Origin of the sequence: Desulfitibacter alkalitolerans DSM 16504 (genome assembly GCF_000620305.1) — a bacterium.
Classification (GTDB): domain Bacteria; phylum Bacillota; class DSM-16504; order Desulfitibacterales; family Desulfitibacteraceae; genus Desulfitibacter; species Desulfitibacter alkalitolerans.
The window spans coordinates 159,112-174,330 of the sequence record NZ_KK211103.1; the positions used below are offsets into that span (position 1 = coordinate 159,112).

Genomic DNA, 15,219 nt, shown 5'->3' on the forward strand with positions numbered 1-15,219 from the left:
ATTTGCCCGGGACCCCTCCTTTACCAAAGGCAAAGGCAGTTAAATTAATTTTAACTTAACCCCAGCCTGAAAGTAAAGGAATATCAAGGCTGGGGGAGTGATGTTTATGAGGGTTGGTTAAAAAAGTATTGCAATAGGACTGCTAGATCTGCTTGGAAAATGGAATTAGGTAGTATTTACTAAGCAGTAAGTTTTACTACAAAAACAAAGTAAAAATAATCATAGGGGGTTTATAACGTGAAAAAGTGGATTGCTGTTTTAATTGTAATGTGCTTATTGATTGGTAGTCATGTATTTGCTGCACAGCCATCGGACGAGGCTTCTATTTATATTGATGCCTCGATCATGGGGGAAGAAAAACAGATAATTTACGATGTGATAAAAAATCTTCCTGCTAGTGATAGGGAAAACGTTATTTTTTTTGCTGAGGACGGCACCATTTATGCCAACAAGCCGGAACTCAAGGAGAGCTGGACTCAGTACGAAAAGGTTGAAGGTAATACCTACCAGGATCAGGAAGGGAACATCCTTATAGGACCAATGGATGAAGGCCAATCATCAGAGCTTATTACTATTCAAAGCTATACCTGTACTGGCACTGAGGGACCTTATAGAAGGGTACATTCCAAATCTGGCTATGCTTGGTATGGAGGAAATGTGTATTTGCCCAGTAAAGCCAAAAATGAGGTAAAAGATCAAAATTATAGCGGGGGCAATAGGGATACTTCGTACATTTATACTGGTGGCCGAAGCAGTTCGGGGATCGAGGTTGATATTGGTTTTTTGCATAATACAAATGCAGGTACAAATGGCAATGGAAATTGGGGAGCTTTCAGGCGCGTTGCTGGTGGCACTATGTATTCTGCCCCTGTTCGTTTTGCACCAGGTCAAACTATATATTGGAAATTTTATGTTCCTCAATACAATCAAATTGCTTTATATTTTGAAGCTATACCAGATGGTGATACCACAAAGATATCATATACAATAGTTGGTGATGCAACAGGATGGAAAAAGAATGGAACTGGTAACATTATCAAAAGGATTACTCATATTGCCCAGCCACAAACTAACCTTACAACTGGATCCTACTTGAAAAATGTACGTTGGAGCAATTCAAAGATTGGATTAAGTGATAGTCAAAGCACTAATTGGCTTTCTAATCAAACAGGGGGAACATGCCTATTTCCAAATTCCAGTATTGTTAAAGTAAATTTTGCTGATTATAGCCAAGAAACAGTAGATATTATCATTCCATAAAATTAAATATATAATGAGCCCTTCCTAACTACAAGGGCTCATTATAATAATGCAACTTTTTCAAGATTTAACAGTCTAAAATAATAAAAAGGTTTAAATAAGGTGGTTATTCATGTTAATACGAACAGGGAAAATAGCTGCAATGTTATGTTTAGTGACAATATTAATCTCTTTCGGCGTGACCGGTGCTGAAGCCGGAACAAAAGCAGTCCATGAGGGCCGAGTGGTACTCAAAATGAATGATTATTTCATCATTTACACCTATCCCAAGGGCCCCTATATTGATGAGAATAATCGTTTAATAATACCCTTGCGTTCAGTCAGCGACCTTCTCGGAGCGGACGTGGCTTATGACGGTCCTACCAGGACCGCAACTGTGACCCTGGATGGTCATACCGTTCAGATTACAATTGGCTCTTATACAGCCTTTGTGGACGGTGAACCGGTGGAAATGGATACGATGGCCGTGCTGGAAAGTGGCTCCATGCTTGTCCCAGCCCGGATCATATTTGACAGCTTCGACTTCAAGGTGGAGCTCAATGCCCATGGAGTGGTCTGCATCCGGGACGAACGATTGTATACCAAAGAATTTGTAAGAGAGCTGTCACGAGGTGAGCTTCTATATCCGAATCCGGCAGAAGATGGACAACGTCATGGAACGGATTTTTTCTACCGCCACCTTGCGTCCATGGATTATTTTGGATGGCTATACCTAAAAGAATTAAATGTGTTTCAACCCCTATCGTACAGAGTGGTTTTTGAAGAAATTAAAGACGATGAATATTATAAAGTCCTGACCTCCGCATCTTATATGATAAAGAACATTTCGGGCAAGGAAATTGCTAAAGGAAATGAAGACTTTTTTATATCTTACTATACAATGGCTTCAGATTATTTTGGTACTCGTGATAATTCCACTTTGGGAGAAAAGTCTGATCTGCGTTCCCGCACAGCCAGTACCAAGGATGAGATCATTATCGTGAATGAGGAGGTAAAAACCCGTCAGAAAATAAAATATATCCTAGCTATAGGTCGTACAATATTAATGCCTAATGAAATCAGGGAATACCAGCTTAAATAAAATACTCACGTCTAATAATTATATCAATATAAAGAAGTTGGTGATTTCATGCAAAACCTATCTTCAAGCAAAATCATTATTATAGCGTTTTTGGTAGTTATTACACTATTTTCTGCATCATGCTCAAAAAAGAAAACCAATCTTAACGAGAATGAGATAATGGTAAGCAATAACGAAATTATTATTAATAACCTTAAAAAAGAACTAACAAGAATAAATAATTCGATTACAATAACAGAGGAAATTGAAGTAATACCTGAAGTTTTAACAGTAACAAGGATTCATAGTGTTTTTGCTCATGGGCAGCATTTAGTATATATAAAAGGGAAATACAAACAAAGTGCCGGAGAGTTATATTTGACTTTTCATGATATAGAAGGAAATCCTTTGCAGATTGAAAGTTTTAAACCTGATGAAGTTCAACAGATAAACGAAGAATGGATTTCTTTTCAACATAGATTAACTCAGAGTGCAAATGGGATACAATATATTGATAAGGCTTCAGTTATTTTTGAGATAAGGAATGATGAACAAATAATAAGAGAAAAATTGGAAATACCCCTTGAATATCCACCAATTCTAGTGTCAAAAGAAATTGAAGTAATCCCCAATACATTAATAATACTAAATATATCTAGCTATTTTTATAACGGACAGCATTTAGTAGACATAGGTGGAAAATATAGGCAAGAGGCTGGAGAATTATATTTAACTTTTCAGGATATGGAAGGAAATCCTCTAGAACAGAGTGGATTATTAATTGTTGATAAAATTCAAAAGTCAGCGGAGGAAGAATGGTTTTATTTTATGCATACGTTAGTGGAAGATGTAGATGGGATACCATATATTGATAAAGCCACGGTTATTTTTGAAATAAGAAACAATGAGCACATAGTAGAAGGAAAACTAGATATACCACTTAGGCTTCCGCCTTCGGAGTAGGATAATAAAAAATCCTATGTAAATCTCTTAATCAATTTCTCCAGGTATACCGACTTCATCTGCCTGCTTGCCATGGACTGTTTAACTGGCGGCATTTTAAGTATGGCAGATAGTACTGCGGCCATGGCCCTGTGGCTTCTATAAGCCTTATTATCAAATATTAATTCCTGCAGTTTCCCCTTTTCTATTGCCATTAGTACTACTCTATGTACTGAATTTACTGGAGTAATTACACGCTCTTCTCTTGGTATTAGCGTTATACTTTTTTTAGGGCATGATCTTGCACATACCCCACATCCAAGGCATGTGCTTTCATCTATAACTGCTTTTTTGGTATTGTGATTAGTAGGTTCTTTAATAGAAATTACATCAATGGGACAAGCACTAACACACTTTCCGCAGCCATTGCAGCTTTCCTCATCTATATCTGGTATAAAGTTTGTAGTATGTACTGGCTGAAGACTGCCAAATTTCCTTGCTGCAATTAAGGCCTCACAGCAGCAGCCGCAGCAGTTGCAGATGAAGCTTACACCTTCTCTTACATTTTCACCACACTGCACCAGGTTGTTTTCATAGGCCTGGTGTAAGAGCTCTAGACCCTCTGCAGCATCAATTCTCCTGGCAAAATCATGCCTTATTAAAGAATCCGCACAAGTGTTAAAGGTTAGGCAGATGTCCATGGGTGCATTACATGCCATATCTAGATGCTCCATCTTATGTCTGCAGTAGCACATGCTCACCCCAATATGTTTTGCAGTTTGTATTATATGGCTTGCTCTTTCATAATCAAGGATATAAACTGCCTTATCGCTTGTAAGGACAGGTTCCTGGACAAATACCCTGCCTAATCTGGTTTCACTGCCAAAGAACAATTCCTTTACAAAATCCTCTTCCACATTTAAATATTCATGGTACAGCTCACTCAACAGCTTTTGATCTATGTCACCCCTAATCCTCATCAATGCAAATTCGAAAAAACCTGCCATGGGTGGTGGCAGGGTATAGATGATAGTACCTTTTACTTCCGAATCCAATAGTATTGCCCTGCTGGCTAATCCATCAAGAATTATTCGGGCTTCCTTTTCAGACATGCCCCAAATATTTGCTGCCAGCTTGGCACTAAAGGGCTTTATGGGAAGTTGGGCTACAAGGGCCGCTTCTTTGTCACTAAACAGCAGTTCCAATATTTGATACAGGGTTTTAGATGGTGGAGCCGGCCCCTTGGGGAAATCTATTTAATCTTTCCTCAAGACTTTTATAGCTGGTTTTTATAGAATGGTGCGCCATGGAATCTCCTTCTTTACTAATCATTAAGTTTTACTTTTAAGGAGGTCAAATTTGATTTTTATGATAATTATTATTATACTTCTTAGACCATTTGCTTACAATTAAGCAATGCCGTGATAACTAATAAAGCTTTAGTATATTATAATTAATAGAAGGATTTAGCAAAAATGTTAAGAATAATAATATATATAGTGCTTGTGCAGGGAGTGTATATCATGCACCAAAAAAAGCAGCTTAATCAAATTATACAATTAAAGGTGCTGAAGGAAATTCAAGAATCCTTTTCCACGTCCACAGACCTAGCCACAGCTTTAGTAGATAGGGTTGGAAACCCAATTAACCACGGCATGTCAAACTATACTGATTTGTGCAAAAAGCTGCATTCAAATCACTTAGGTAGAGAATGCTGTATGTTTTCCAACTTCATTGCTGGACAAAAATCAAGACTTCTTGGCAGACCTTATATTTACAAGTGTCATGTAGGTCTAGTAGAAATTTCAGTACCTATCATTGTAGAAAACCAATTTTTAGGAAATATGATAGCCGGACAGGTAAAACTAACCCAAAACGAGTCCTCAGATATAGAAAAAATGCCATCCCCCATTAATTGGTTGAAAAAACCTGATTACCAGGTATTATATGACAAAATACAGGCTGTATCTCGAAAAAAGCTTGAAGCAATCTCCAATACCCTATTTTTGATAGTCAATTATATCATAGAAAAGCACCTTTCCGGACTAACACAGCAGGAACTGGGTAGACAAAGAGAAAATTTATTACGAGAAATTCAATCACGTTCAGATTTGGAAAATATGGTCAAGGAAATGGAGATAAAGGTATTACAACAACAAATTAATCCCCATTTTATGTTTAATATTTTAAATACCATAAGTAGATTAATAAGTCTCAAACAGTACGCAAAAGCCCAGGAAGTTCTGAATTCTTTTAGTAAAATGCTAAGATATGCCCTTAAGCATGGCAATCAAAACATCGTTACCCTCCGACGAGAGCTAGAATATATTGAAAAATACCTGATTATTCAAAACATTAGGTTTGGCAAACGGATTAAATACTGCATTAATGTGGATTCAGAACTTTTAGCAATGCAAATTCCATTTTTTTCAATTCAGCCCATTGTAGAAAATGCTGTTATTCATGGACTTGAACCAAAAGAAGCTGGTGGAACAGTGCAAATCCAAGGTCTGATTCAAGGTTTAAACTTAATTATTACTATTAAAGATAATGGTATTGGAATGGATAAATGGATTTTAGAACATATTCTTTCCGAAGATGTGGTATTGCCCTTTTCTCAAACAACTAATAACAATATAGGTTTAAAAAATGTTAACAAGAGATTGCAGCTATTTTTTGGGGACAAATTTAACTTGGATATTAAAAGTTCTTTAGGAACTGGAACTATTGTTAGCCTAACTTTTTCAAATGTAATTTAAAGCTTTAAGTCATTTTTTTGAACAGGAGGTATTATCGTGCTCAAGGTCTTACTTGTTGATGATGAGGAGCTTGAAAGAACCTACCTCAAAAACTTTTTTGCCGAAAATCCTATTTCATCAGAATTTAAAGTAATTGGGGAAGCAGTTTCCAGTCGTGAAGCAATTCATCTAAGCCAACAATTTAATCCTGATATAATCTTTATGGATATCCAAATGCCTGGCATAGATGGTTTAGAAGCCACTCAAAAGATTAAAAGCCTTAATCCCAAAGTAAAATGTATTATCCTTACAGCTTATGATTACTTTATATTTGCTCAAAAGGCTTTAAGGGCAGGAGCAGATGAGTATCTTCTAAAACCTGTTATGGCAGATGAAATACTATCAATATTAATGCAGATCAAGCAAAAAAACAAATTAAACTCAACAAATTTGTTTGACAATATTCAAACTCACCAAAAAGAATTTCTTAATATAAAATATCCCTATGAAAAAGAACTTCTGCTCATTCGTTCTTTGGAAGTTGGAGATACAAAGATGTTAAATAATTGTTTCCAAGAATACCTTGAAAGTCTGTTTGATACCACCGAAATAATAATGTTAATCAAAGTACGCCTTCATGAGCTTAATACAGTAATGTCTAGGATTCTTATTAATTGTGGGTATGATCAGGAACTTGTTACAGAATTGTTAGTGGGGTTCCCACAAGCCTTACTGTATATTGATTCTAAGGACGAATTAATTAAATTTGTAGATTCCTATAAAATTAAGATTTTTCATTTAATGAGTAACAACAATAAAGTTTTGGGCAATAGGGTAATTGAATATATAAAAGTCAATTATGACAAAGATATCTCCATAAATGTAATAGCCCAACATTTTCATTTTAGCCCAAGCTATATCAGCAGACTAATAAAAAGGGAAACGGGGATTAGTTATTCTGAATATATTAATCAAATCCGACTTCATCATGCAAAGCTATTCTTAAAAAATTCATCCCTAAAAATCCAGTCAATTGCAAACCAGGTAGGGTATAACGATGTTAGTAACTTTAACAGGGTTTTTAAAAAATGTGTGGGCATAGCTCCCAGCAAATATAGGAATATATTTAATGAGTCTAATTAGTCTTTGCATAATATAATTTAAATAAGCCAATAAGGAAGCACTTCTACTCACTAATTGGCTTATTTTTCTAAAATCAACTATTTATCCTTCATTAATTGGAATACCTTATTTACACCATCCATGGCATTTTCAGCATATGCATCGGCTCCGATTTTTTTAGCATATCGTTCTGTTACTGGTGCGCCACCGATAATTGTCTTAAATCTATCTTTGAGACCGCGTTCACGCAATTCATCCTCAAGCTTCTTCATCTGCTTCATTGTTGTATTTAATAAGGCACTTGTTCCAATTATATCTGCATCAATCTCTATTGCTTTATCAATAATTACATCAGATGGAACTTCAGCACCCAAGTCATGTACTTCCATACCATTTACAGTAAAGAGTGATACGACTAATCCCTTGCCAATGTCATGGATATCACCTTCTACAGTTGCTATGACGCACTTGATGCTTTTGTTTCTACTGTCAGCTGGAATTGCATCGCTTAATATATCTGTTGCAGCCTTCATGGCATCTGCACAACTCATGAGTTCTGGTAAAAAAAGCTGCCCCCTATCAAAAAGCTCCCCTGCCTTTCTTATGCCATCAGTGAAGCCTTTTTCAATTAACTCCAGTGGATTAACTCCCTGTGATAAGGAAGATTTTGCTATCTCGACTGCTTTATCAATATCCTGATCAATGATTGATTTGGAAGCAGCTTCAAATATTTCCATATTACTCACCATGATTCCCTCCTCGCCTTTATGTTCTCTTTTTAAATTTTTCAACACAATTGATAGTTATATCAAGAAGCTCTGCTATATTAAATTTTGCTTCTATACCCTTTGCTGCTCCAGCTATTTGGTGTATCCTGCCAATGTTTAAGTCTTCTCTGACCTCATTCATAACAACAGGATCTGTTAATTCATTAATTGAAACTCCCAATTTGTCTGCAACATACGCCTTGGCTTCATTAAGACGCATACCCCGAGCCATTTGCATACGAGCTACCAGATCTCCGGAAGTTCGTACTCCGCCCATGCCCGAAGCCATTGCATGACTGATTGCCATGCCAAAAGGATCTCCTACGCCTACCTACAACCCGTCCATCTTAGCTATTTCTGCCATGGCTACAGAGGCTCTGCTTAAGACATCCACAGGAGGTGTATCAACTATTGGGATACCTCCTACCCCCATACCCATATTAGCATGCACAGGTATACTTGAAGATTCACCACAGGCTTTATAGAATGTAACGGCTCTTGCAATATCCAATGGAAAGGAATTCTTGGTGTTAATATTTACTACTGGTCCAAAAATGGTAACTCCAGCCTTTTGTGCTACCTTGACCTGTTCATGGGGATACAATCCAGCAAGCCTTACACCATCATAATAAAGCTCACCGTGCATACCGAGAATGAATTCCCCTGCCATTCCCATTTCAATGCACATATCAGGATATTTCTTTCTTAATATCTCTACGGCCTTAAGTGTGGCTAAAAAGTCTGCATCTCCTGCAGATCCTGTTGTATCAAAATTTATGCCGTCTGCTCCAGCTTCATACATTTTACTTGCAGTAAAGACAAGGTCTTTAGTCATGAGCTCAATACCCTCTTCATATGCAGCCCGAGCTTCTTTTATCTTGCCTTTTGGCAATAATTCTACAGGATTTAATGTTGGCCCATCTGGATAACTGTAGAGAGCTAGGTTAGGCATTGCCCCATAAAACAAGGGTGTTACTGTAACCAGCAAGGCCTGCTCCATTTCAGCCTGTTCTTCATGAATAATAGGCTTAGTTGGTCTAAAGCTGTAATCTATATGAGCTAATTCAGCGCTATCTGCGCCAAAGCATCTCTCATAAATTTGCAGATCCTGAACTCTTCCGATAGGAATACCTAATCTCATTAACTTTACACTACCCTCGTCATATGTTAGAACTAGCTCGTTGCCTTGCTCAACACCAACGAATCTTCCCTTTCTGCATATAATTTCAAGCAGTCTTTCCTGTTCTTCGCTAGAAAGAGGATTAATATTTCCGCGTTCTGCGGCATCATTGGTTCCTAACTCAATATCTCTTTTAATCTCATCAATGGATAGTTCCATATAAGAACCGTCGCTTCTACGTGTGAAAACCAAAAAACTCACTCCTTTCAATTGATTTAATAAATCTTGATAGATACAGAGGCACTGTTCTTTATAAGATATCACCCCCTTTTTACTCAGCGGTACTAACCTTGAACTACTCCCCTTCTAACAGCTTTTAAGTAATTTGCACACCTTGGATCCCTGTCTACCAGGACTTCTGATGCGTATAATAAAGACATAATTTTTGGGTCCAATGGATCTATAATTACCGAATCCATTCCTCGTGCAACACACATTACAAAAAATGCCTGATTCAAAACTTTCCTTTGGGGTAATCCAAATGAGATATTGCTTAGACCACAAGTAGTATGAACTCCCTTGTAACGATTATTAATTTCTTCCAAGGCAACGAGTACCTCATTTCCAAAACTGCTGTTTACACTTACTGGCTTTACTAATGGATCTAAAAATACATCCTCCATTGGTATGCCTTCCTTTGTAAAGACATCGTGAAACTTTTCAACAACCTTTAATCTATCTTCTGCTGTATTTGGCATCCCTGAATCATCCATACATAATGCAATTACTTTAGCTTGGTACTTTCTAATAAGTGGAACAATGGCTTCAAGTTTCTCTTTTTCGGCGGTAATTGAATTTATCATAGCTTTACCCTTATGTACCGCTAACGCCTTTTCAATAACCTCTGGATCAGCACTATCTATTGCCAGGGGAACCTCAACAACTGCTTGAACAGTATCCATCAACCATAATAAGTGTTCAGCCTCATCATCTACAAAAGCACCTGCATTGACATCTAGATAATGAGCACCTGCTTCAACCTGCTTCTTTGCTAGATCCTTTACAAATTCAACATCTCGTTTTTCAATGGCATCTTTTACTTCTCGCCTTGTAGAATTAAGCAACTCGCCAATAATTATCAAAATTCTAACCTCCCTCTTTTTTGAGAATTTTTTAATAATTATAAACAATCCATACTTCTCATACTTCTATAAAATATTTCTAAGGCCTTTGGCTTGCCATGCAAGCCTTCTTGTTTATAACTGCCAAAAAAATAAAGAAACCAGTAAGCATAATGATTATGCTTACTAGTTTCTTTGCAATTCTTGCCTCCACATATGCAAAATATTACTGGAGCACATGTTTTGTTTACCTTTATTATTTGTTTTCATTGTTTATTGAGTTTGGCCAATACTCTATTTGTTTGACACATGTTGTTCTTGATTCTTCTCTTGATCTTCATAATTAGCTTTATTCTCCAAAACAATCTTGTTTACTCCGTTTAAAAATGCCATAACGCTTGCTTTAATTACATCTGTGTCTACTGCCTTGGCGTTATATATTTTCCCATTATATTGGAATTGAATGGATACCCGGCCTAAGGCGTCCTTGCCTCTGGAAATGCTGTTTATACGGTATTCCTTGAGCTGTATATCCTTGCCTACCATGGTTGTAATGGCACTATACAATGCATCAATGGGTCCATTACCGTTAGCACTCTGCACTAATGTCTCTTCACCCTTTTTAAGCTTGATTGTAGCTGTTGGAAATAGTGTATTGCTTATTACCTGAAAGTCTACCAAGCCATATAGTTCAATGCCATTTCCTGTGAACTCCTGGTTCTTGCCTGTGTAATACTCCTTCACTAGATAATATACATCATGGTCATAAACTTCTTTCTTCCTATCAGCCAACTCCAGGAAGCTCTCATATATGGTGTCAAAAGCAGCTTCAGCCAGATTATCATAACCTAGATTTCCTAACACATGTCTAAAAGCATGACGTCCTGAACGTGCTGTTAATACCAATTCCATCTCCTGGGCTCCCACATCCTCTGGGCGAATTACTTCATACACGTCTCTTGATTTTAATAAGCCATCCTGATGAATTCCAGATGAATGTGCAAAAGCATTCTCTCCAGTAATAGCTTTATTTACTTGTACGTCTAATCCCATCATGGCACTTACCAGTTTGGATGTCCTTAGCAATTCTGTTGTCTGAACATCACTGTATCCATCATAATAATTAGGATGAACCTTAAGCCCCATTACCACTTCCTCCAGAGCTGCATTGCCAGCCCTTTCTCCGATTCCATTTATGGTGCATTCAACCTTGTCTGCCCCATTTCTAATAGCAGCTAACGTGTTGGCGACAGCAAGTCCTGTATCATTATGGCAGTGAACACTAAGCAGAACCTTGTAGTTCATGTTCTTTAATCGATAATTTATCTTCTTGATCAATTCCCCGAATAGTTCTGGTACAGCATAGCCTACTGTATCTGCTATATTAATACAGGTAGCACCAGCCTTGACTACAGCCTCTACAGTCTGCCACAAGTATTCAAAGTCAGAACGAGTTGCGTCTTCAGGTGAATACTGAACCTCTGGAAGCAGGGTTTTTGCATATTTAACAGCTTCTACTCCCATTTCCAAGATAGACTCCCGGGAACGCTTGAATTTTTTCTCTACATGTACGTCTGAAGTTCCAAGTACCATATGGATCATTGGCTGTTCAGCATTTTTAATACTATTGTAAACTGCATCAATATCATTTTTTACTGCCCTGCCCAGGGCTGTGATAACCACATCCTTGCCAACCTGTTCTGCTATTGTTTTGACAGAATCAAAGTCTCCCTTTGAGGATGCTGGAAAGCCAACCTCTATCATATCCACTTTAAGTCTTTTTAGCTGCTTTGCAATTTCTAGTTTTTCATATAAATTAAGCTTTGCTCCAGGAACCTGCTCTCCATCCCTCAGGGTAGTGTCTAAAACATAAATTTTTCTTGACATAAAATCTCCTCCTTAAAAATTAATCAAATATTTTTGGGTATTTTTAGATTGCTTAAAAAGGTTAATATACTTGCAACCGTTGGTATAAAATAAAAAACCCTCCCGCCTCCAAGAGACGGAAGGTTAATTTCCGCTGTACCACTCTTTTGCCAAATGCAAAAATAACTTAAAAGATACGGGCAGCCACACCAAGAGTTGCCGATATCCCGTCACTGTAACGGTTGACATCCGTCCCCACCTACTTAATACTTCAGCGGGCAGCTCATAGGCGAGTTCACCACTTCTCAAATCCTGTTTCGCACCAACCAACAGTTCTCTGCAAATCCTCCAAGTGATTACTATTCCTCTTCACAGCAGTTACATTATTATATTGCTATATATGTTAGCACATGAAAATCTTCTTGTAAATGTATTTTCATGGCTATTCTAAGATTTTTTCAGGGTTATTTTTTCTAGGTTAGGGCTGCTCTATTATTTTTTTACTCCCCATTCCAGTTCAGCTTCTTCAATTAACTCCCTTAGGGCTTTAGCTGTGCCTTCAGGAAGTGGTGTTGGTTTATGGTTTTCCAGGATGCATCTTGCTTCTTCTGTAGCCCTGGTGGCTAGATCCTTTGCACCTTTTGCCTCCCAAACCTGACGAGTATTGCGGTCAAAAAGATTTGACTGGGACTGGATTGTTTTCATGTGTGCTAATGTATGCTCCTCCATCAGGAAATGTCCTTCGGTACCTACCTTACGGATTACATCCACTGCCAGAGTATCTTCATTAACAGGTATTCCTCCTATTACCTTTCTTACCATTTTGGCTATTTCATTATCAACCACTAGTTGGCCAAAATCCAGGGTCATTCCCAGGTCTATCATGCCCAGGCCATAAATCATATTAGCACCTGCTAATCCGGCCAAAAGCATTGACATGGTTTTCTCGTGTCCAGCCTGTTCATCACCAAGCTTGCTGTCAGTCTATGTCCCTGCTACATAACTAGGTATGTTATAAAACTGTGCTAATTTACATACAGCAGCACTAATCATGCCTAATTCCGGACAGCCAATTGTTGCAGATGCCAACCTTAGGTCCATGATTGTAGTTGAACTGCCATACATATTCGGTGTGCCTTTATTAGTTAATTGAGCCAACACTATCCCACTAAGAACTTCAGCATTATGTGTAACAAGGGTTCCAGCCAACGTTACTGGAGATGTACCACCTGCCATTGCCATGGACAAGACTGTTAATGGAACTCCATTTCTTGCGTAAGTTATAATGGGTTCAGCCGTCTCTGGAGGTATTGACAAGGGGCTTGATGGACATACAGTTGCTGATGTTATTGGTCTTTTTCTAAGATTTTCCTTTCCGCCTGCAACAATTGCTGCCATGTCAATGAGCTTTTGTGCCTCTTCTATACTATGGGGTGATTGGGCAGAATGCTTGGTCGAGTTGGAAACCATGGCCTCATAGGCCTCAAGATTGGTGGTTTTGGGGTCTATATCCCTGGCTTCCACAGCCACATCCAGCAGGTCATATTGATCTAAGTAGTCAACAAGTATGGATACATTAGCTTCGTCCTGCTTGGTAGATATTCTAAGCTGACCAGTATATGGATCTATTACATTAACTCCTTTGCTAAAATTACAGAAGTTTACCCTTGAACCATCTAGAATAATATCATTCTTTGGATCCCTGCCTGCAAGTAAAACAGTAGCTGGTGCAGAGCGAATACAATCTTCTACTACGTGGGCAGGTATGTATACCTTTTGATTTTTCTTGTCTACAGTACAGCCTCCACCATGATAGATTTCCTGGGCAATGTCACTTTGGATTTTTATTCCCTCATACCAGAGCACTTCCAAGGTTGCATTATGAATTCTCTCCAAAGCATCATTAGAAAAAACAGTTAATCCAAATCCATCCAGCATGGTATTTCCAGCATAAATGTTCCTACGGCTCATTTTTTCCCTCCTTAATAATATACGGGGACACAACACCCCTATTATCCATCTAAAACAAGACAGGGGATGTCCCCTTGCCCTGCTTTGTTTGTTTGCCCAATTTTGGGCAGGTAAACTTGTACTAAGTTCCTTATCAAAATCTACTGCAAAAACCTGGCCAAAATTTAATACGCTAAATTACTTGTTAGTAACAAAAGGTTGCACATTAAGATTGTACATTTTCCGCCCAATATATGGCTCCTAGCCCGATTTCCGGCAGGTTAAACGCTATATAGTATTAACATAAAAGCTTACTGTTAGCATAAGACCTTCCCTAAATTATCAATTATTGCATGTATGTGTTGAATTTTTGCACATATATCATCTTGGACAAATTATACTGCCAAAGCTATTATGGGTCAACAAATTAGTAGTTATATACGTAATTTGCCTCATGTAAATGTTATAATTTCTGTTATTTAAAAGTTAATATGTTATGTATTGGAAACTATTCAAGCTTCATATCTTAAATGGTCTAAGCTTTTCGCCTTATTTGTATTTATGCTGGTAATGTGCTATACTTAATAAGCCTACTCTTAGGGGGTGGAATTAATGTTCGCAATTGGTGATAAGGTGTTTTATCCTATGCATGGTGCCGGTGTTATAGAAGCAATTGAAGAAAGAGAAATCCTGGGTGATAAACAATTTTACTATGTGATGAATATACGAGACATGCTGGTTTTGTTTCCCCTGGAATCTAATCTTAGAATTAGACAGATTGTTGATTTAGATACACTAGAAGATGCGCTAAAGGTCTTTAATGATGATGTATCAGCTCCAACGCTTAACCCAAGTCAAAGATATCGCAGCAATTTGAATAAAATGAAAAGTGGCGATATTTATGAAGGAGCACAGGTCATTCGCGATTTGGTACACATTAGTAAAAAGAGACCCCTTGCTACAAGTGATAAAAATATGCTGGATAATGCCAGGCAGATTCTAATCAGCGAGCTTGTATTAGTAAAGGGTATTGCTCATGAGCAGGCTGATTGTATACTAACTGATGCTATAGCTAATTAACATGTCTTAAATAACTAAAGTCCTGAAAAAGGGCCAGTTCACTAATTAATTGTGAATTGGCCCATTTGCTTTTGCCACTAAAATCATCTACACACCAAAAAATGCTAAACCATTAAACTTAATGTTATAGTATAATATTAGCATTGATTTGTAAGACTCAACAGCAGTAACCTGCAGCATTAGGCTAGACTTA

Annotated in this window: 9 protein-coding genes, 3 pseudogenes and 1 other annotated feature; of the genes and pseudogenes, 6 read left to right on the forward strand and 6 right to left on the reverse strand. The window is 37.7% G+C overall.

The window, feature by feature from the left end; genetic code table 11:
* Positions 1–237 precede the first annotated feature (237 nt).
* The 3 genes from K364_RS0117235 (at position 238) to K364_RS0117245 (ending at position 3,283) form a co-directional block, all read left to right on the forward strand.
* On the forward strand, positions 238–1,260 hold the full coding sequence (locus K364_RS0117235) for a hypothetical protein (RefSeq protein ID WP_028309054.1): 1,023 nt from the start codon (positions 238–240) through the stop codon (positions 1,258–1,260).
* 112 nt (positions 1,261–1,372) lie between these two features.
* Entirely contained in the window at positions 1,373–2,341 is a 969-nt protein-coding gene (locus tag K364_RS25835; RefSeq protein WP_051534178.1) for a copper amine oxidase N-terminal domain-containing protein, read from the forward strand.
* Between the two features lie 48 nt (positions 2,342–2,389).
* Entirely contained in the window at positions 2,390–3,283 is an 894-nt protein-coding gene (locus tag K364_RS0117245; RefSeq protein WP_028309055.1) for a hypothetical protein, read from the forward strand.
* A 14-nt stretch (positions 3,284–3,297) separates the two neighbouring features.
* Here K364_RS0117245 and K364_RS24640 read toward each other — a convergent pair.
* Positions 3,298–4,570: pseudogene (locus tag K364_RS24640) on the reverse strand (4Fe-4S dicluster domain-containing protein).
* Positions 4,571–4,785: 215 nt separating this feature from the next.
* On the opposite strand from K364_RS24640, the gene K364_RS0117255 reads away from it, so the two are divergent.
* Positions 4,786–6,021 (forward strand): sensor histidine kinase, encoded by a 1,236-nt coding sequence (locus K364_RS0117255; protein ID WP_169734768.1) that lies wholly within the window; start codon positions 4,786–4,788, stop codon positions 6,019–6,021.
* A 36-nt stretch (positions 6,022–6,057) separates the two neighbouring features.
* Positions 6,058–7,143: a response regulator transcription factor gene (locus K364_RS0117260; protein WP_028309057.1), complete on the forward strand. Its 1,086-nt coding sequence runs from the start codon at positions 6,058–6,060 to the stop codon at positions 7,141–7,143.
* Between the two features lie 77 nt (positions 7,144–7,220).
* On the opposite strand, the gene K364_RS0117265 is transcribed toward K364_RS0117260, so the two are convergent.
* The 5 genes and pseudogenes from K364_RS0117265 to mttB all read right to left on the reverse strand — a co-directional run bounded on the left by K364_RS0117265 (position 7,221) and on the right by mttB (position 13,967).
* The gene (locus K364_RS0117265) at positions 7,221–7,871 is read right to left on the reverse strand and encodes a cobalamin B12-binding domain-containing protein (RefSeq protein ID WP_035270020.1); all 651 of its coding nucleotides are present in this window, start codon (positions 7,869–7,871) and stop codon (positions 7,221–7,223) included.
* A gap of 16 nt (positions 7,872–7,887) precedes the next feature.
* Positions 7,888–9,333 (reverse strand): annotated as a pseudogene (gene mtbB / locus K364_RS0117275) ([dimethylamine--corrinoid protein] Co-methyltransferase).
* A 20-nt stretch (positions 9,334–9,353) separates the two neighbouring features.
* On the reverse strand, positions 9,354–10,151 hold the full coding sequence (locus tag K364_RS0117280; protein WP_028309061.1) for a methyltetrahydrofolate cobalamin methyltransferase: 798 nt from the start codon (positions 10,149–10,151) through the stop codon (positions 9,354–9,356).
* A 273-nt stretch (positions 10,152–10,424) separates the two neighbouring features.
* Positions 10,425–12,017: a 2-isopropylmalate synthase gene (locus K364_RS0117285; protein ID WP_028309062.1), complete on the reverse strand. Its 1,593-nt coding sequence runs from the start codon at positions 12,015–12,017 to the stop codon at positions 10,425–10,427.
* Positions 12,018–12,125: 108 nt separating this feature from the next.
* Positions 12,126–12,378: a binding site (T-box leader), on the reverse strand.
* Between the two features lie 110 nt (positions 12,379–12,488).
* Positions 12,489–13,967 (reverse strand): annotated as a pseudogene (gene mttB / locus K364_RS27385) ([trimethylamine--corrinoid protein] Co-methyltransferase).
* Between the two features lie 591 nt (positions 13,968–14,558).
* Between mttB and K364_RS0117305 the strand changes: the two are divergent.
* Entirely contained in the window at positions 14,559–15,026 is a 468-nt protein-coding gene (locus K364_RS0117305; RefSeq protein ID WP_028309066.1) for a CarD family transcriptional regulator, read from the forward strand.
* Positions 15,027–15,219 lie beyond the last annotated feature (193 nt).

Excerpts from the sequence above, each read along its gene's own strand:
- K364_RS0117245 (WP_028309055.1), top strand. The coding sequence starts at position 2,390 with ATGCAAAACCTATCTTCAAGCAAAATCATTATTATAGCGTTTTTGGTA.
- K364_RS25835 (WP_051534178.1), top strand. The coding sequence starts at position 1,373 with ATGTTAATACGAACAGGGAAAATAGCTGCAATGTTATGTTTAGTGACA.
- K364_RS0117305 (WP_028309066.1), top strand. The coding sequence starts at position 14,559 with ATGTTCGCAATTGGTGATAAGGTGTTTTATCCTATGCATGGTGCCGGT.
- K364_RS0117255 (WP_169734768.1), top strand. The coding sequence starts at position 4,786 with ATGCACCAAAAAAAGCAGCTTAATCAAATTATACAATTAAAGGTGCTG.
- K364_RS0117285 (WP_028309062.1), bottom strand. The coding sequence starts at position 12,017 with ATGTCAAGAAAAATTTATGTTTTAGACACTACCCTGAGGGATGGAGAG.
- K364_RS0117265 (WP_035270020.1), bottom strand. The coding sequence starts at position 7,871 with ATGGTGAGTAATATGGAAATATTTGAAGCTGCTTCCAAATCAATCATT.